17 protein-coding genes are annotated in these 16609 nt (G+C 58.9%); 8 read left to right on the forward strand and 9 right to left on the reverse strand.

Translation table 11 applies throughout. From position 1 onward, the window contains the following. Window positions 1-144: 144 nt before the first annotated feature. Both QCL65_RS17470 and tal read left to right on the forward strand, forming a co-directional pair. On the forward strand, window positions 145-912 hold the full coding sequence (locus QCL65_RS17470) for a substrate-binding periplasmic protein (RefSeq protein ID WP_407310901.1): 768 nt from the start codon (window positions 145-147) through the stop codon (window positions 910-912). 99 nt (window positions 913-1011) lie between these two features. Then, window positions 1012-1938: a transaldolase gene (gene tal, locus QCL65_RS17475; protein ID WP_407310902.1), complete on the forward strand. Its 927-nt coding sequence runs from the start codon at window positions 1012-1014 to the stop codon at window positions 1936-1938. 63 nt (window positions 1939-2001) lie between these two features. Here tal and rssC read toward each other — a convergent pair whose 3' ends face one another. Further along, complete coding sequence (gene rssC, locus QCL65_RS17480; protein ID WP_407310904.1) at window positions 2002-2484, reverse strand: anti-sigma factor antagonist RssC; 483 nt, start codon at window positions 2482-2484, stop codon at window positions 2002-2004. Further along, entirely contained in the window at window positions 2481-3665 is a 1185-nt protein-coding gene (rssB, locus tag QCL65_RS17485) for a two-component system response regulator RssB (RefSeq protein WP_407316907.1), read from the reverse strand. The genes rssC and rssB overlap by 4 nt, the downstream gene beginning before the upstream one ends. A 269-nt stretch (window positions 3666-3934) precedes the next feature. Between rssB and QCL65_RS17490 the strand changes: the two genes are divergently transcribed. Next, window positions 3935-4243, forward strand: coding sequence for a PilZ domain-containing protein (locus QCL65_RS17490; protein ID WP_407310906.1), 309 nt, complete (start codon window positions 3935-3937; stop codon window positions 4241-4243). A gap of 58 nt (window positions 4244-4301) precedes the next feature. Here the strand turns inward: QCL65_RS17490 and QCL65_RS17495 are convergent, their stop codons facing one another. Further along, window positions 4302-4931 carry a VacJ family lipoprotein gene (locus QCL65_RS17495; protein WP_407316909.1) on the reverse strand — a complete coding sequence of 210 codons (630 nt, stop codon included), beginning with the start codon at window positions 4929-4931 and terminating at the stop codon, window positions 4302-4304. A gap of 236 nt (window positions 4932-5167) precedes the next feature. Between QCL65_RS17495 and QCL65_RS17500 the strand changes: the two genes are divergently transcribed. Further along, window positions 5168-5794: a hypothetical protein gene (locus QCL65_RS17500; RefSeq protein ID WP_407310908.1), complete on the forward strand. Its 627-nt coding sequence runs from the start codon at window positions 5168-5170 to the stop codon at window positions 5792-5794. Window positions 5795-5906: 112 nt separating this feature from the next. Continuing rightward, window positions 5907-6170 (forward strand): DUF4404 family protein, encoded by a 264-nt coding sequence (locus QCL65_RS17505; protein ID WP_407310910.1) that lies wholly within the window; start codon window positions 5907-5909, stop codon window positions 6168-6170. A gap of 6 nt (window positions 6171-6176) precedes the next feature. Here QCL65_RS17505 and queF read toward each other — a convergent pair whose 3' ends face one another. The 4 genes from queF to QCL65_RS17525 all read right to left on the reverse strand — a co-directional run bounded on the left by queF (window position 6177) and on the right by QCL65_RS17525 (window position 10379). Then, on the reverse strand, window positions 6177-7007 hold the full coding sequence (queF, locus tag QCL65_RS17510) for an NADPH-dependent 7-cyano-7-deazaguanine reductase QueF (protein ID WP_407310912.1): 831 nt from the start codon (window positions 7005-7007) through the stop codon (window positions 6177-6179). A gap of 117 nt (window positions 7008-7124) precedes the next feature. Further along, on the reverse strand, window positions 7125-8369 hold the full coding sequence (locus QCL65_RS17515; protein ID WP_407310913.1) for a lipoprotein-releasing ABC transporter permease subunit: 1245 nt from the start codon (window positions 8367-8369) through the stop codon (window positions 7125-7127). A gap of 68 nt (window positions 8370-8437) precedes the next feature. Continuing rightward, on the reverse strand, window positions 8438-9121 hold the full coding sequence (gene lolD, locus QCL65_RS17520) for a lipoprotein-releasing ABC transporter ATP-binding protein LolD (protein ID WP_407310915.1): 684 nt from the start codon (window positions 9119-9121) through the stop codon (window positions 8438-8440). Between the two features lie 7 nt (window positions 9122-9128). Continuing rightward, window positions 9129-10379 (reverse strand): lipoprotein-releasing ABC transporter permease subunit, encoded by a 1251-nt coding sequence (locus QCL65_RS17525; protein ID WP_407310917.1) that lies wholly within the window; start codon window positions 10377-10379, stop codon window positions 9129-9131. 95 nt (window positions 10380-10474) lie between these two features. On the opposite strand from QCL65_RS17525, the gene QCL65_RS17530 reads away from it, so the two are divergent. Further along, window positions 10475-11062: a PilZ domain-containing protein gene (locus tag QCL65_RS17530; RefSeq protein ID WP_407310919.1), complete on the forward strand. Its 588-nt coding sequence runs from the start codon at window positions 10475-10477 to the stop codon at window positions 11060-11062. A gap of 43 nt (window positions 11063-11105) precedes the next feature. Continuing rightward, window positions 11106-11828: a glycerophosphodiester phosphodiesterase gene (locus QCL65_RS17535; protein ID WP_407310921.1), complete on the forward strand. Its 723-nt coding sequence runs from the start codon at window positions 11106-11108 to the stop codon at window positions 11826-11828. Window positions 11829-11870: 42 nt separating this feature from the next. On the opposite strand, the gene sthA is transcribed toward QCL65_RS17535, so the two are convergent. Beyond that, window positions 11871-13265 (reverse strand): Si-specific NAD(P)(+) transhydrogenase, encoded by a 1395-nt coding sequence (gene sthA, locus QCL65_RS17540; protein WP_407310923.1) that lies wholly within the window; start codon window positions 13263-13265, stop codon window positions 11871-11873. A gap of 330 nt (window positions 13266-13595) precedes the next feature. On the opposite strand from sthA, the gene QCL65_RS17545 reads away from it, so the two are divergent. Next, window positions 13596-14885 (forward strand): MFS transporter, encoded by a 1290-nt coding sequence (locus QCL65_RS17545; RefSeq protein ID WP_407310925.1) that lies wholly within the window; start codon window positions 13596-13598, stop codon window positions 14883-14885. A 97-nt stretch (window positions 14886-14982) separates the two neighbouring features. Here QCL65_RS17545 and QCL65_RS17550 read toward each other — a convergent pair whose 3' ends face one another. After that, window positions 14983-16446 (reverse strand): glyceraldehyde-3-phosphate dehydrogenase, encoded by a 1464-nt coding sequence (locus QCL65_RS17550; RefSeq protein WP_407310927.1) that lies wholly within the window; start codon window positions 16444-16446, stop codon window positions 14983-14985. Between the last annotated feature and the right edge of the window lie 163 nt (window positions 16447-16609).

Genomic DNA, 16609 nt, shown 5'->3' on the forward strand with positions numbered 1-16609 from the left:
ATGCGCTCAATGCCGATCAGTTAAACGCCCACCGCCCTAAGAAAACTCTTTGCCGGCCGATATAACTCATTGCACTCGTCTATCAATGCAGATGATTGCACTATGCTAGCTAAGACGACTCGAGCTGCTGTAATGGACCGACTTATGTTTGCGATTTTAAGTGCCTTGGCCCTGCTTGCAAGCTCGGCCATGGCCGCAGAGCCGCCCTTGCGTTTTTCAGTTTCCGATAGTTGGACCATGCCCCTGGCGCGCATCGAAAATGGCGTCGCCACCGGCGGGATTTTGATCGACATGATGACCAGCCTGGCCAAGCAGCTCGACGCCCCGGCTGAGTTTCACGTGATCGCTCGGTTGCGCCTGCAAAACGCCATGGAGCGCGGTGACATCGACGTGCGCTGTTATACGGCGCAGTCCTGGCTACCCAATATGTCGGGCGACTATATCTGGAGCCTGCCACTGGTCATGCAGCGCGATATTCTGATCGCTACGGCCGACGACAACGCCCCTGTAGACCCGGCAACCTTTACCGGTGAAACCGTGGGCACCGTCCTGGGCTATACCTACCCGACCTTGCAGACACGCTTCGCCAACGGCCTGTTGCTGCGTGACAACGGCCGCACCCAGGACTTGGTAATGTACAAGCTGGCGGCCGGGCGTTATCGCTACGCCGTCAGCAACCAACTGTCGCTTGACTGGTTCAATGCCCACGTGCCGCCGGCACAGCGCTTGCGTAGCGTGGGCGTGGTGCGCGAGCAGGAACTGGGTTGCTACGTGCGCAACGACCCTAACCTGCCGGTGCAGCGAATCCTGCGCACCCTGCTCAGAATGAAAATGTCCGGGGAGATTGATCGCTTGATTGAGCACTACCAGCAGACGGCCTATTCTGACCCGGTGAGCCAGGCAAAAGATTAGCGGGAACCGCACCCGCCACCTACGATCAAACGCTCCGCCTCTTTATATCCTGGCAACGCTGGGGTAGTGTCAATCATTCGCACAGGACAGAGCACGCACATGACTTCCAAGCTCGAACAACTCAAAAAATTCACCACTGTGGTTGCCGACACCGGCGACATCGACGCTATTACCGAGCTCAAACCAGTGGATGCCACCACCAACCCTTCATTGCTGCTCAAGGCAGCTTCGATCCCCGGCTATGCCGAACTGGTCAAACGTACCCTGCAAGAAAGCAAAGGCGATCTGGGCTTGGCCTGCGACCGTTTTTCCGTTGCTGTGGGCGGGGGGATTATCAAGGCTATTCCCGGGCGTATTTCCACCGAGGTGGACGCACGGCTGTCTTTCGACGAGGCCGCATTGCTGGGCAAGGCCCATCAACTGATCGAGCTCTACGAAGCCGCCGGCGTCAAGCGCGACCGCGTGCTGATCAAGCTGGCCTCGACCTGGGAAGGTATTCGTGCGGCTGAAAAGCTTGAGCGCGAAGGCATTCAGACCAACCTGACGCTGCTGTTTTCCTTCGCCCAGGCCCAGGCCTGTGCCGACGCCGGGGTGTTTCTGATCTCGCCGTTCGTGGGCCGCATCTATGACTGGTACAAAAAGTCCACTGGCGAGGAATACACCGGTGCGGACGATCCAGGCGTGAAGTCGGTGACGCGTATCTACAATTACTACAAAGCCAACGACTACAAAACCGTGGTCATGGGCGCCAGTTTCCGCAACCTCAACCAAATCGAGCAGTTGGCCGGTTGCGACCGTTTGACCATCAGCCCCGAGCTGCTGCAAAAGTTGGCGCAAGACCAGGGTTCGCTGGAGCAGAAACTCAAACCCGGCAACCCAAGTGAGCCACGCCAGAGCCTGAACGAAGCGCAGTTCCGCTGGGCATCCAATGAAGATGCGATGGCGACCGAGAAGCTGGCAGAGGGTATTCGTCAGTTCGCCCGGGACCAGGAAAAACTCGAGCAGTTGTTCGCTTCGAAGGCGTAAGCGCCACGCTACAAAATAAAGGGGGGCAAGCAGACAACGGCTTGCCCCCCTTTGTTTTAGGTTTTAGCTGCGCTCTAGTGCGTTCACCAGGTCGTGGAACGCTTCGCGGTTGGAGTCATTGAGCCCCATCAGGATCTTGTGGGCCTCTAATACCTTGGCCTTGACGATGTCCTCGGACTGATCCTGAGAAGGCAGGTCGGTCAGGCATTCGGTACAGGGGATTGGCCGATCGACGATATTGAATACCTGATCGAAGCCCATCGATTGGAGCAGACGCGTGATGTCCTCATGGGTCGTCACTACGGTGGGCAGCAGCCCGACTTTCTGCCGCGACAAGATGGACAGCTTGGCCAACAGGCCGAGCGTCGTGCTGTCAATGCTCCGCGTTTCCGTGAGATCGATAACGATCGCCGAGAAATTCAGGGCAGTGAAGATCTTTTCAATAGTCGCATCCAGCGCTGAACATAAAGTCAGGCGGACTTCACCGACGAATTTCAGAACGAAGGTGCCGCTCTGTTCGGCGAACTGGATTCTACCGATACTCATGCAAGGTTCCTGCTCAGCACAAACAAGGCGATATCATCCGGCATCTCCCCGAGCGTGGCCAATCCAAACTTATGCCGCATGCCATCCAGGCTGCCGCCCGCGGCGTCGACTATTTCAGGTAACGCCGCTTCTTTGTCCTTGAGTGTTTCCCCTGGCAGCAAATCGAGAATGCCATCGGAAAACAAGGTCAGGCTGAACCGCTCCGGCAACTCCATCACGTGATCCGTGTAGGTCGCCTCGTTGAACAGCCCTACCGGCAGGCCACGGCCTTGCAGGTAACCGACCTTCTCATGGGTGTAGAGCACCGGCAATGGCAGGTGCCCTCCTATACTGTAGGTCAATAAACCAGTTTCTTCGTCAATTACACCCCCGACCATGGTCACATGCTTACCGAGCTTGCAGTTGATCAGGCCACGGTTGATATGCCCCAACACCTCTGAAGGCTTGAATTCACGCAGGGTGCCGTTGCGTTTGGATTCAAACATGAGCCGGGTCGTCATGAACTTCAACAGCACGGTGACGAACGCTGAAGAGGCGCCATGACCTGAGACATCGGCCAGGTAAAACGCTACGCGCCGCTCGTCGACCCGAAAATAGTCGACGAAGTCCCCCGACAAATACAGCGATGGGATGATCTGGTGCTCGAAGCGGAAACCGTCGGTGCTCCACGGGCTTTCCGGCAACATGTTCATCTGCACCTGGCGACCGGCGTTCTGGTCTTCCTGAAGCAGATGCAGGCTGGCTTCCAGCTCACGGTTGGCGGTTTCCAGCTTCTGCCGATAGCGCTGGTTTTCCAGCAGCAGATGCGCACGATCCAGCGCTCGGCGCACCGAGTGCTCCAATACCGCGAGATCTTCTAGGGGTTTGATCAGGTAGTCGGCGGCGCCGAGGCGCAGCGCTTCGACAGCGTCGTTCATGACCCCTGCCCCTGACAGCACGATCACCGGCATATCAGGCGCGCGCTCGGCGACCTGCCGAATGAGCTCGAGGCCGCCCACCTGCGGCATGCGCAGATCGCAGATGACGAGGTCAGGCTTTTCCTGCTCGAATACCTGAAGCCCCTGTAGGCCGTTATGGGCCTGCAGGACGCTGAAGCCACTGTCTTCCAAGTAGGCCGCAAGACTCGCGCGCACTACGTCGTCGTCGTCGATTATCAGCAGCGTTGCACTGGTTTTCTGCATGTGGGCAAACGGCGCCAGAAATGGGTTGGCGTAAGAGCGCTCGAATAACGCCTTCTTACTGGATTCGCTTCTAGCCTCTTGATCAACTCGCAAAGCACAATTGTGTTTTGCGTGGTCCATATCGAAGATGCCCTATAAGGCGCAGACGGTACTCCCATCCGACGGGCGTTTCAAGCGTGCACCGATGGCCGCTTAATGTCTTTACGGCGCAACTCACTGGGAGTTATAAAAACATCTTGAACACTAACGAAAACGAAGGACGGACCCCCATGAGCCAAATCGATCGTGATTACGAAGAAAAACGCGACTTTATTCGAATGACCGTAGACGCAAAGGTCACTGTCGAATTCAACGGCCAGACATTGCCCGGTATTTGCCGTGATCTCTCTTCCAATGGTATGCAAGTGACCCTGGAAACCCAAACACCCGCGGCCGCCGACGACGTTCTTATCGTGCACATGGCCTCCTCCCACCCCACTTTGAAAGATTTGCGGGCCGAAGCCAAAGTGGTCCGGGTTGGCGCAGACCCTGAAACGGGTAATCAGGTATTGGGCCTGAGCATCCTCACAATGGACTGAAATATCCAGCCATAAAAAAGGCGACCCGATGGTCGCCATTTTTATGGGCGCGAAAACGTTAAAAGTCGTCTTCGACCTGCCCGTCCTTGACCTTGAACTCGCGATTTTGCAGGTAGGCATTGCGCAAGAAGGTGTATTTGTCACCGTTGATGAGTTTTTCCGCCGACAGCAAGCTGGCTCGAGTGTCGATCAGGTTAAGCCCCAGTGCGGTGTTACGGACCGGCACATCGTCGATGTATCGATAGGGCGTGGCGTAGCTGTCGGGGATTTTCGAGAAGCTGTCGCGCACGGTGCTGGGGCCCAACAGCGGCAACATCACATACGGACCGCTGGCGACGCCCCAGTAGCCCAGGGTCTGGCCGAAATCTTCATCGCTGCGCGGCAAGCCCATGCGCGTACCGACGTCGAAGAAACCGAGCAGGCCAAAGGTGGTGTTGAAGATCAACCGCGCGGTGTCCACGCCCGCCGCCCGAGGTTTGGCTTGTAGCACGTTGTTGGCAAGGTTGCCGACATCGCCGATATTGTTGAAGAAGTTGTGAATGCCATCTTCGAGAAACTGTGGCGTCACGAACTGGTAGCCCTGGGCCAATGGCTTCAGCGCGTAGGTATCGAGGGTGTCGTTAAAACGGAAGATCGGCCGATTGACGCTTTCCCACGGATCTTCCTCGGTCGCGGCCTGGGCAGCCATTGGTGCACACGCAATGGCTGCCAGCAGGCAAACCCGCGCCAGAGGGTCGATGACACCCATAGAGATACTCCTTGAAAAACAAATGGGCACGGGCCCGGCAAGAAAAACCCGGCCAGTATAAAGCCAAGGGCGCGATTTAGGTACGTTGCTCATGTAACGGTGGTGAATCACGGGCAGGTCACGGTGCCGTCATATAGGGCGATTACTCTGAAGTTTTTCCAGAGTGAACCCCACCTATGCCAGACACCGCTGCCAGCCTGCCCCTGCCCACCGCTGTATTGTTTGGCCTGAGTGGTTGCCTGGTGGATTTCGGCGCCACCCACCACCCGGCAATGTGTGTCGAGGTATTACAGGACCCACCCTCACCCGCCAGCCTCACGCCTGGCGCCGCGGCGGCGCTGGCCTTTCTGGAGAGCAGCGAGGTGCCCTGCGCCTGGCTCGAACAGCTACCGGCGCACACTTGCTCGGCTTTGGCGCAAGAGCTGCCCAGCTCCGTGCGCAGCGTCTGTCAGCGCCCCGATACCCCGCCGTGGCCGGCGCCCGACGCCTGTTGGCAAGCTCTGATGCAGCTAGGCATCGGCCGCCTCGAGGGCTGCATACTGGTCAGCGGCGACCCCCAACTGCTGCGCTCAGGCCTGAACGCCGGGCTGTGGACCATCGGCCTGGCGTCCTGCGGCCCGTTGTGCGGGCTGGGGCCAGAAGCGTGGCAGGCATTGAACACCCAACAACGTAAACAAAAGCGCGCCCGGGCGACCCTGGACCTGTACGCCCTAGGCGTACACTCGGTGATCGACCACTTGGAAGCGCTACCCAACTGCCTGGGTGACATCGGCCTGCGCCGTTACAAAGGGGAAAAGCCCTGACAGGTTTACAAGCGCGCGATCGGCGCCGAAGTGGATTACCCTGAACACAGCCATGGACCTTTGCCAGAGCACTGCGGTCCATCGCTGTGCCTATTATTGAAGGGAGATCGCCATGCCTGCCAGCGAACTGCAAGAGCAGCTGAATTCGTTACGTGACCAATTGGAGCAAAACCCGCCTGAAACCGAAGAAGAACGGGAAAACCTGAGAGCGCTCATGGCGCAAATCGAATCACGTATCGAACTGGGCAATGCCACCAACGACCAAAGCTTGGCAGATACTGTCAACCTGGCGGTGGAAAACTTCGAGGTCAAGCATCCGGGGGTTGCCGGGACCCTGCGTAACATCGTGCAGACCCTCGGCAATATCGGTATCTAGCCGCAGCTATTGGCGTACCAGGCGACGGTTATCGAACGCCGTCGCTTCGGTGCTGCGATAGGGGTTGATATCCAGCCCCCCTCGCCTGACGTAGCGAGCGAATACCGTGAGCGTATGCGGTTGAAGCAGGCGCTGCAGGTCGAGGAAAATCCGCTCCACGCACTGCTCGTGGAAGTCGGCGTGCTGACGAAAACTCACCAGGTAGCTCAGCAAGCTGCCATGGTCTAGCGCGGCGCCCCGGTACTGCACGACCACGCTGCCCCAATCGGGTTGGCCGGTCACCGGGCAATTGGATTTCAGCAGATGGCTGTGCACGCTCTCCTCGACCTGGCGGGCCGGGTCACAGCGCAGCAAGCCCGGCTGGGGTTGGTTGTATTCATTGATAGCGATGTCCAAACCGTCGATGCAGATGCCGGGCAGCGCCGCCAGGCCCTGCGCTTGCACGTCGTCCAAGGTCCGCACCTTGACCCCCACAGGCTTGCCGGCGGCGCTGGAAAGATCAGCGGTCAAACACTCCACTAGCGCGTCAACGCTGGCAAATGGCGTCTGATTCAGCGAATTGAGGTACAGCTTGAAGGATTTCGACTCAATGATATTGGGTGAGTCCGCCGGAATGCTGAACTCGCCGATCGCCACGACTGGTTTGCCTGAAGGCAACAGCCAGGACAATTCAAAGCAATTCCAGAAGTCCACACCACGGTACGGCAAGGTCTCGGCGCTAAGGCCCAGCTCGGCCCATTTAGCGGCGCGGGGTATAGGAAACAGCAATGAAGGGGTGTAAGTGCTGATGTATTCGCTGGACTTGCCCAACGGCGAGTGTTCGGCTGCGGGGTGCATGTGCTCGACCTGACTAAGAAAACCCCGGCAGTTTAGCACTGCGCAGCCATGAGCAGATCCCCGAACGTCATGCTGCGTTATGCCAGGCCAACGCGCCCCTGGCGGGGCGCGCATGGCTCACTCGTAGCGTAAAGCGTGGGCAGGCTGGATCTGGGAGGCGCGCCAGGCCGGGTAGATGGTCGCCAGAAAGCTGAGCACCAGCCCTGCTGCACAGATCAGCGCGACGTCGGGCCACTGCAACTCAGATGGCAGGTTGCTGATGAAGTACACGTCTGAAGTGAAGATGTGTTGGCCACTGAGGCGCTCCACCCAGCCCACCAAAGTACTGACATTCAGGGCTGCGACAACGCCGAGTATGCCACCGACCAGGGTGCCGAACACGCCGATCACGCTGCCCTGCACCACGAAGATGCCCATGATCTGGCGAGGCGTGGCGCCCAATGTGCGCAGGATGGCGATGTCGGCGCCCTTGTCGTTCACCACCATGATCAAGGTGGCAATGATGTTGAACGCGGCCACGGCGATAATCATCAACAACAACAGGCCGATCATGGTCTTTTCCATTTTCATGGCGCTGAACAGGCTGCCCTGGGTGTGGGTCCAGTCATCGGCCTTATAGGCACTGCCCAGGCCGGCAACGATTTGGCTGGCCACTTGCGGAGCGTCGTACAGATCTTTGAGCTTGAGCCGTACGCCCTGCACCTGCCCTGGCTGCCAACGTTGCATCTGCGCAGCGTCGGCCACGTGGATCAAGCCCAGCGAACCGTCCAGCTCAGCCCCCACCTTGAAGATGCCGACCACGTTCAAGCGCTGCATACGCGGGGTGATACCGCCTGGCGCACTGCTCAGCTCGGGCACGATCAGCGTGAGACGATCGCCTACGTTGACGCGGAAGCGGCGCGCAGTGATTTCACCGAGGACCACGCCAAACTCGCCGGGTTTGAGGTCGTTGAGGCGACCTTGCACGATATGATCGGCAACGATAGAGACCTGGCCCTCGCGCGCCGGGTCGATGCCGCTGATCTGGATCGGCTGCATCGAACCCTTATAAGACAGCATGCCGTCCATTTCGGTGAACGGCACCGCTGCCAGCACCTCAGGGTTTTGCAGCGCGGCATCGGCGGCCGGCTTCCAATCGTCCAGCGGCTTGACCCCCTGGATGACCGCGTGGGGCACCATACCGAGGATGCGCGTACTCATCTCGCGCTGAAAGCCGTTCATCACCGACAGCACCACAATCATCGCCAGTACGCCAAGCCCCAAACCGATCATCGAGGTCATGGAAATGAACGAGATAAAATGGTTACGACGCTTGGCGCGGGTATAACGCGTGCCGATGAAGATGGATAAGGGTCGAAACATTTGCGCTAACACCGATAAAAAGAAGGGAAGGCCCTGCCACGCCGTATTCGTGGCCGGGCGTGCAGCGGTTAGATCGGCACCAGGTGACCGTCTTCCAGGCGCAGCACCCGGTCCATCTGCCGGGCCAGAGCCAGGTCGTGGGTGACCACCAGGAACGCTGTGCGCAATGACACGCTGAGTTCCAGCATCAAGTCTTGAATGCCCTGGCCGGTGTGCTGGTCGAGGTTACCCGTGGGCTCGTCAAGCATGACCAGGCCCGGCCGGTTCACCAGTGCCCGGGCGATTGCCACACGCTGGCGCTCGCCACCGGACAACTCCGAAGGTTTGTGTTGCAGGCGATGACCAAGGCCAACCCGCTGTAACAATGTGGTAGCGCGCTCGCGAGCCTCAGGGATCGGCGTATTGCCGATCAGCAACGGCATGCAGACGTTTTCCAGCGCGGTGAACTCAGGCAGCAAGTGGTGAAACTGGTAAACGAAGCCCAGAGCGCGATTGCGCAACAAGCCACGGGCGCGCTCGTTCAGCGCAGAAAGCTCTTCACCGGCCAGCCAGACGCTGCCCTGGCTCGGTGTATCGAGCCCCCCAAGCATGTTCAACAAGGTGCTTTTACCCGACCCCGAACTGCCAACGATGGCCACGCGCTCGCCGGCGTGCAATTCCAATTGCAGGTTGGCCAGTACCACCACCGACTCTGGGCCTTCCTCGTAGGACTTGCCCAAGTTGCGGCAGCTCAGGACTGCTTGATCGCTCATGCTCGACTCACTCATAACGTAGCGCCTCCGCCGGCTGGGTGCGCGCCGCACGCCAGGCCGGGTACAAGGTGGCGAGAAAACTCAGGACCAACGCCGCCCCGCAGACCATAAATACATCACTGGCCAGCAATTGGGACGGCAGGTAATCGATAAAGTACACATCGGCATTGAGAAACTTGTGGCCGATGAGTTTTTCCAGCAAAGCGATGGCCGCACTGACGTTAAGTGCCGCAAGCATGCCTAGCGCGGCCCCGACCAAGGTGCCGACTACGCCGATCACCGTGCCCTGCACCATGAAAATCCGCATGATTTGCCCAGGAGTCGAACCCAGCGTGCGCAGAATGGCGATGTCGGCCTTTTTGTCATTCACCACCATGACCAAAGTGGAGATGATGTTGAACGCGGCGACCGCGACGATCAGCAACAGCAGCAGGCCGATCATTGCCTTTTCCATGCCAATGGCCTGATAAAGGTTGCCATGGGTACGGGTCCAGTCCCGGGCGAAGTATTCCTTCTCGCCTAACTGCTGGGCGATTTGCCAAGAGGTACGCGGCGCCTGGAATAGGTCCGCGAACTTCAGGCGCAGGCCCTGCACTTGCCCAGGTTTCCAGCGGTGCAGGCGGCCCAGGTCGTCAAGGTTGGTCAGTCCCAGGTAGCCATCCAGTTCGCCCGCGCCCACGTGGAAAATTCCGACCACGGTAAAGCGCTTGAGGCGCGGAAACATCCCAGCCGGAGTGACGGTGATTTCCGGAGCGACGAACGTGACTTTGTCGCCCATACCCACACCTAGCTTGGTGGCGGCGCGATCACCGAGCATGATGCCAAACTCGCCCGGGCGCAGGTCGTCGACCCGGCCCTGCTGGACGAAGGCATCAATGATCGAGACGTTGTGCTCCTGCACCGGGTCGATACCGTTGAGCAGCACCTTTTGCACCTTGCCGTCGTGAGTGAGCAGCCCTTGCATCTGGGTGAATGGCGCTACGGCCTCAACCTGGGGGTTCTGCCGGACCTTGGCCGCCACGCCAGGCCAATGATCGATTGGCTGGCCGGCCTCGATGGTCGCATGGGGCACCATGCCCAGCACGCGGGTGCGCATTTCGTGGTCGAAGCCATTCATCACTGAAAGCACTACGATCATCACGATCACGCCCAGGGCGAGCCCGATCATCGAGGTCAGGGAGATGAACGAGACGAAGTGGTTGCGGCGTTTGGCGCGGGTATAACGTGCGCCAATGAAAACGAAGAGAGGTCTGAACATGTAGGGGCTTGTTCGGGTAAAAGAAGAGACGTCCTGGTGGCGGGGCGTGACCAGCAGCTTTACACTCAGACCATCGCCTCTACCCTGGGTTCGTCATGTCGACAACAGATGAAGAAGAACGCCGCGAATACTATCGTATCGAGGACCGGATCGCACTGGAAATCCAACCTCTGGATACCGATCAGCAGAGCCACCTGGACTTGTTGCAGGATGCTTCTCCGCTGTTCAACCTGCTCAGCGAGCTGCATGTGGCCGAATTCGAGGCGCAGCACCTACTGCGCCAGTTGAATGAATCCGACCGCACCCTAGCGGCCTTTCTCAAGGCGCAGAATAAACGCATCGACCTGCTGAGCCAGGTGGTCGCACAAACCATCCTGGGCGAAATCGGCGCACCGCAGCCGGTGGTCATCTCCGAGGGCGGCGTAGAGTTCAGCTACCCGCATACATTGGCCGTAGACACCCTCCTGTCAGTCAAAATGGCACTAATGCCCCAGGCCCACGGCCTTCTGGTACGCGCCCGGGTCACCCATTGCGCAGCGCACGAGGCAGGCAGCTTCACCGTGGGCACCGAATTCATCGGCTTACCGGATGCCCAACGGCAACTGATTGCCCGATATATTCTGCAAAAGCAGCAGTCACAACGCCGCCAAGCCCTGGAGCATGGGACCGCGCTGGCGCACTGACGCGGGCCACGGCTCAACTCCCCTATTTTTTGAAGGAACGAACGTGACGCTTATCTACGGCCATCGCGGCGCCAAGGGCGAAGCCCCGGAAAATACCCTTGCCAGCTTCAAACAGTGCCTGGAGCACGGCGTACGCCGCTGTGAACTGGACTTGCACTTGTCCAGCGATGGCGAGCTCATGGTGATTCACGATCCCACCCTCAAACGCACGACAGACCGGCGCGGCAAAGTTTCCGAGCACAGCGCCGCCGACCTGGCCACCTACGATGCGCGCAAGGGCGGCCCAGGCTGGGTCACGCCCTGCCCTATCCCACGCTTGGAAGAATTGTTCGAAACCTGTGACTTCGAGCACTGGCAACTGGAGGTCAAAAGCGCATCACGCACCCGCGCCGCTAGTACGGTATTGGCGATCCGCGAGATGGCCCAGCGTATGGACCTGCTGGACCGAATCAGCATCACCTCCAGCTCCCGGGAGGTGCTACGCGCAGCCCTCGACCTCACCCCAGACATTTCTCGTGGGTTAGTGGCCGAATACGCTTGGCTTGACCCCCTGAAGGTCGCGCAAAATTATGGGTGCCAGATACTGGCCTTGAACTGGACGCTGTGCACCCCGGAACGCCTGGCCAAAGCCCAGCGCCAGGGGTTGCACGTGTCGGTATGGACAGTCAACGAACCGGCGCTGATGCGCCGGCTCGCCGACTTCGGCGTAGACAGCCTGATTACAGACTTTCCCGGTTTGGCCACCGCCACCCTTGGGAATCGCTGAAATCGGTCTCCCCGGCCGGCTCAGGCCACCGGCCGGAGCCGCTCAAAAAAGCCGGTTGAGGCCGTCATAGGCGGCTACCCGGTAGGCTTCGGCCATGGTCGGGTAGTTGAACGTGGTATTGACGAAGTACTTCAGGGTATTCAACTCGCCCGGCTGATTCATGATCGCCTGGCCAATGTGCACGATCTCCGAAGCCTGGTCACCGAAGCAGTGCACGCCCAGGACTTCAAGGGTTTCCCGGTGAAAGAGGATTTTCAGCATGCCCACTGGCTCGCCCGAAATCTGTGCCCGTGCCATCCCTTTGAAAAACGCCTTACCCACTTCATAGGGCACTTTGGCCTCAGTGAGCTCGTGCTCGTTCTTACCGATCGAGCTGATTTCCGGGATGGTATAGATACCCGTTGGCACATCATTGACGAACCGCCAGCTGCCGTTGTCGACGATACTGCCGGCCGCCGAACGACCTTGGTCGTGGGCCGCACTGGCCAGGCTGGGCCAACCGATCACGTCGCCTGCACCGTAGATGGTAGGCACGCTGGTACGGTATGCCTCATCCACGGTGATCTGGCCCCGACCATTGACCTTGATACCAATGTTTTCCAAGCCCAGTCGATCCGTATTACCGGTCCGCCCATTGCACCAGAGCAAAGCATCGGCCTTGATCTTCTTGCCGGATTTAAGGTGCAGAACCACACCGTTCTCCAGACCTTCGACCCGCTCGTAGCTCTCGTTGTGGCGAACCATCACGTTGTTGTTGCTGAAGTGATAACTCAACGCCTGGGAAATTTCCGAGTCCAGGAAGCTCAGCAGTTGCTCACGGTTGTCGACCAACTCGACCAACACCCCCAGGCCACTGAAAATCGAGGCGTACTCGCAACCGATGACACCGGCGCCGTAGATGATGAGTTTGCGCGGGGTATGACCCAGGCTGAGGATGGTGTCGCTGTCGTAGATACGCGCATGGCTGAAATCGATATCGGCCGGGCGATAAGGCCGCGAACCGGTGGCGATGATCACTTGCTTGGCCATGAGCTTTTCGACAGCGCCATTGGCGCACACCACTTCAATGGTCTGTTCGTCGGAGAAACTGCCTGAGCCGAAAAATACGTCTACCCGGTTGCGTGCGTAATAGCCCGTGCGCGACGCCACTTGCTTGGCGATAACGCGCTCGGCGTTTTTCAGCACATCCGGAAAGGAAAACCAGCGCGGCTCGCCAATGGCCCGAAACATAGGGTTGGTGTTGAACTGAATGATCTGCTTGACCGAGTGCCGCAACGCCTTGGACGGGATGGTGCCAAGGTGGGTGCAATTGCCGCCGACCTGGCGACGGCTGTCGACCATGGCTACCTTGCGCCCCGCCTTGGCGGCGTTCATCGCCGCGCCTTCACCCGCTGGGCCAGAACCCAGTACCACCACGTCGTAGTTGTAGACAGCCATGCGTACTCCTTCATAACAGGCCGAAGCACCTTGCTGGCGCCTCTGGCTCGGTGTGCCCTCATCAAGGCCTCGAAATCTCGTTGTGCAGTCTATACAAGCGCGAGCCCGGCGAACATTAATCGTTGTTCTTGGCGTCAGTTTTTCCTGCTTGCACAGCCCACCCCAGGCTATCGGCCAAATTCGCCAAACACTCAACCGAGGGTGTTAAGTGAAATTTATTTCATGGCAGCCATGCATTCATAAACTTAAGGTGATCCACAGAACCCGTTAAGCCGCAGAGGCCAGACGGGCTGAAACCCGAAGATAAGATCAAAACAGTGAGCGCACCTGATGGCCTCTAATACCCATAAAGGCAAGGCGATTTTCCGCGTTGTCAGCGGCAACTTCCTTGAAATGTTCGATTTCATGGTTTACGGCTTTTATGCCACCGCCATTGCCAAAACCTTTTTCCCCTCCGACAGTGCGTTCGCCTCGTTAATGCTCTCCCTGGCCACCTTTGGTGCAGGCTTCCTGATGCGCCCCTTAGGGGCGATCTTTCTCGGTGCCTACATTGACCGGCACGGGCGCAAGAAAGGTTTGGTGGTGACGTTGGCGATGATGGCCATGGGCACCGTATTGATTGCCTGTGTACCCGGCTACGCCACCCTGGGCGTTGCCGCGCCTTTGCTGGTATTGCTTGGGCGTCTATTGCAGGGCTTTTCCGCCGGTGTCGAACTGGGCGGTGTGTCGGTTTACCTGGCGGAAATCGCTACGCCGGGCCGTAAAGGCTTTTTCGTCAGTTGGCAGTCCGCTAGCCAACAAGCCGCCGTGGTGTTCGCCGGTTTGCTGGGTGTAGGCCTCAACCACTACCTGAGCCCGGCAGAAATGGGTGAGTGGGGCTGGCGCGTGCCGTTTATGATTGGTTGCTTGATTGTGCCAGTGATCTTCGTCATCCGCCGCTCGCTGGAAGAAACCCCTGAATTCGAAGCCCGCAGTCACCGCCCCACACTGGGTGAAGTGGTGCGCTCGATCAGACAGAATTTTGGCTTGGTGATCGCCGGCATGGCCTTGGTGGTGATGACCACTGTAACGTTCTACCTGATTACCGCGTATACCCCGACCTTCGGCAAGAGCGAACTGCACTTGTCGGATTTCGATACGCTATTGGTGACCGTGTTCGTTGGCCTGTCCAACTTTTTCTGGCTGCCGGTGATGGGCGCGCTTTCCGACCGCATAGGGCGCAAACCGCTACTGGTGGCGGCGACCGTGTTGGCGATTCTCACCGCCTACCCGGCCTTGTCCTGGCTGGTGAATGAACCCAGCTTCGAGCGCCTGCTGCTGGTGGAGCTGTGGTTGTCCTTTCTTTACGGCTCGTACAACGGTGCCATGGTGGTCGCATTGACCGAAATCATGCCGCTGGAAGTGCGCACGACCGGGTTTTCCCTGGCTTATAGCCTAGCCACAGCTACGTTCGGCGGCTTCACCCCTGCGGCCTGTACTTACTTGATTCACGTGCTGGACAACAAGGCAGCACCGGGTATTTGGCTCAGTGGCGCCGCCGTGCTGGGGCTGGTGGCAACATTGGTGTTGTTCCGTGGCAACAGCCATCAGTTACGTACGGCACAGGCGGCTAATGCGTAAACCAAAAGATCGGGGGCAAGCCCCCTCCTACGGTCGGCTGAATATGCGCCAACCGTAGGAGGGGGTCTTGCCCCCGATCTTCATGAAGCGCGGGTAATTACTGCGGGAAAGCCGGTGGGTTAACCCCCGCCATGTCTTCCATCACACGTACTACCTGGCAGCTGTAACCGAACTCGTTGTCATACCAAACGTACAGTACGGCACGGTTGTCGTTGCAGATGGTGGCTTCGGCGTCGACCACACCGGCGTAGCGCGAGCCGACGAAGTCGGTGGACACCACTTCCTGGGAGGCCACGAAGTCGATCTGCCGAGAAAGATCCGAATGCAGCGCCATATAACGCAGATATTCGTTCATCTCTTCGCGCGAGCTGGGCTTGGCCAGGTTCAGGTTCAGGATGGCCATGGACACGTTGGGCGTCGGTACGCGAATGGCGTTACCGGTGAGCTTGCCCGCCAGTTCAGGCAGCGCCTTGGCAGCGGCAGTGGCGGCACCAGTCTCGGTGATGACCATGTTCAGCGCGGCACTGCGACCACGGCGGTCGCCCTTGTGGAAGTTGTCGATCAGGTTCTGGTCGTTGGTGTACGAGTGAACCGTTTCAACGTGCCCGTTGACGATACCGAACTTATCGTTGACCGCCTTGAGCACCGGCACGATGGCGTTGGTGGTGCAAGACGCCGCCGAGACAATTTTGTCTTCTGCGGTGATCTGGTCGTGGTTGATGCCGTGCACAATGTTCTTCAGCTTGCCTTTGCCCGGCGCGGTCAGCACCACACGGTCGATGCCTGGGCAGGCCAAGTGCTGGCCAAGGCCATCGGCGTCGCGCCATACACCGGTGTTGTCCACCAGCAACGCATTGCTGATGCCGTACTGGGTGTAATCGACTTCGCTGGGGTTCTTGGCGTAAATCACCTGGATAAGGTTGCCATTGACGGTCAGCGTGCTGTTTTCTTCATCGACATGGATGATGCCGTCGAACGAGCCGTGCACCGAATCGCGGCGCAGCAGGCTAGCGCGCTTGGCCAGGTCGTTGTCGGCGCCTTTGCGCACGACAATGGCACGCAGGCGCAGGCCATCGCCGCCGCCGGCTTTTTCGATGAGGATACGCGCCAGCAGGCGACCGATACGGCCAAAACCGTAAAGCACGACGTCGGTGCCTTTACGGCCGGCATCGCTCTGCTTGCCAACCACTTCGGCCAGTTCTTCGCGCACGAACTGCTCGGCGGAACGGCCGCTGCCGCTTTCCTTGAACTTGACCGCCAGCTTGCCCAGGTCGACCGAGGCCGCGCCGAGCTTGAGTTCGCTCATGGCCTTGAGCAATGGGAAGGTTTCGTGGACCGACAGCTCGCTGGAGTCAGCTTGACGGTGACGGGCGAAGCGGTGGGCCTTGAGCAGTTCGATCACCGAGCGGTTGATCAGGCTGCGGCCATAAATGGAACTCACCACGTTATTGTTGCGGTAGAGCTGGCCGATCAAAGGAATCATCGCTTCGGCGAGCGCTTCACGATCGATCCATTCACCAAGACACTGGTCGGGCTTCTGAGTCACGGGAACCTTCCACATGTAGGAGCTGAAAAAAGGGGCTACATTATGACCAGAGCCTGCCCTGGGAGCAATGCACGACGCGTCACAATGGCGCAATAGACCGACTGCCTCACAAAAGGTTCGGCGGCAAAGGTGGCAAATGGCTTGCTCTCCGATCTTCTCAATTGAGCACCTGACAGCC

This window comes from Pseudomonas sp. nanlin1 (assembly GCF_045571515.1).
Classification (GTDB): Bacteria; Pseudomonadota; Gammaproteobacteria; order Pseudomonadales; family Pseudomonadaceae; genus Aquipseudomonas.

Bases quoted from the DNA above. Each gene is read 5' to 3' on its own strand.
- QCL65_RS17470 (WP_407310901.1), top strand. From the start codon at position 145: ATGTTTGCGATTTTAAGTGCCTTGGCCCTGCTTGCAAGCTCGGCCATG.
- tal (WP_407310902.1), top strand. From the start codon at position 1,012: ATGACTTCCAAGCTCGAACAACTCAAAAAATTCACCACTGTGGTTGCC.
- rssC (WP_407310904.1), bottom strand. From the start codon at position 2,484: ATGAGTATCGGTAGAATCCAGTTCGCCGAACAGAGCGGCACCTTCGTT.
- rssB (WP_407316907.1), bottom strand. From the start codon at position 3,665: ATGCAGAAAACCAGTGCAACGCTGCTGATAATCGACGACGACGACGTA.
- QCL65_RS17490 (WP_407310906.1), top strand. From the start codon at position 3,935: ATGAGCCAAATCGATCGTGATTACGAAGAAAAACGCGACTTTATTCGA.
- QCL65_RS17495 (WP_407316909.1), bottom strand. From the start codon at position 4,931: ATGGCTGCCCAGGCCGCGACCGAGGAAGATCCGTGGGAAAGCGTCAAT.
- QCL65_RS17500 (WP_407310908.1), top strand. From the start codon at position 5,168: ATGCCAGACACCGCTGCCAGCCTGCCCCTGCCCACCGCTGTATTGTTT.
- QCL65_RS17505 (WP_407310910.1), top strand. From the start codon at position 5,907: ATGCCTGCCAGCGAACTGCAAGAGCAGCTGAATTCGTTACGTGACCAA.
- queF (WP_407310912.1), bottom strand. From the start codon at position 7,007: ATGCACCCCGCAGCCGAACACTCGCCGTTGGGCAAGTCCAGCGAATAC.
- QCL65_RS17515 (WP_407310913.1), bottom strand. From the start codon at position 8,369: ATGTTTCGACCCTTATCCATCTTCATCGGCACGCGTTATACCCGCGCC.
- lolD (WP_407310915.1), bottom strand. From the start codon at position 9,121: ATGAGCGATCAAGCAGTCCTGAGCTGCCGCAACTTGGGCAAGTCCTAC.
- QCL65_RS17525 (WP_407310917.1), bottom strand. From the start codon at position 10,379: ATGTTCAGACCTCTCTTCGTTTTCATTGGCGCACGTTATACCCGCGCC.
- QCL65_RS17530 (WP_407310919.1), top strand. From the start codon at position 10,475: ATGTCGACAACAGATGAAGAAGAACGCCGCGAATACTATCGTATCGAG.
- sthA (WP_407310923.1), bottom strand. From the start codon at position 13,265: ATGGCTGTCTACAACTACGACGTGGTGGTACTGGGTTCTGGCCCAGCG.
- QCL65_RS17545 (WP_407310925.1), top strand. From the start codon at position 13,596: ATGGCCTCTAATACCCATAAAGGCAAGGCGATTTTCCGCGTTGTCAGC.
- QCL65_RS17550 (WP_407310927.1), bottom strand. From the start codon at position 16,446: ATGTGGAAGGTTCCCGTGACTCAGAAGCCCGACCAGTGTCTTGGTGAA.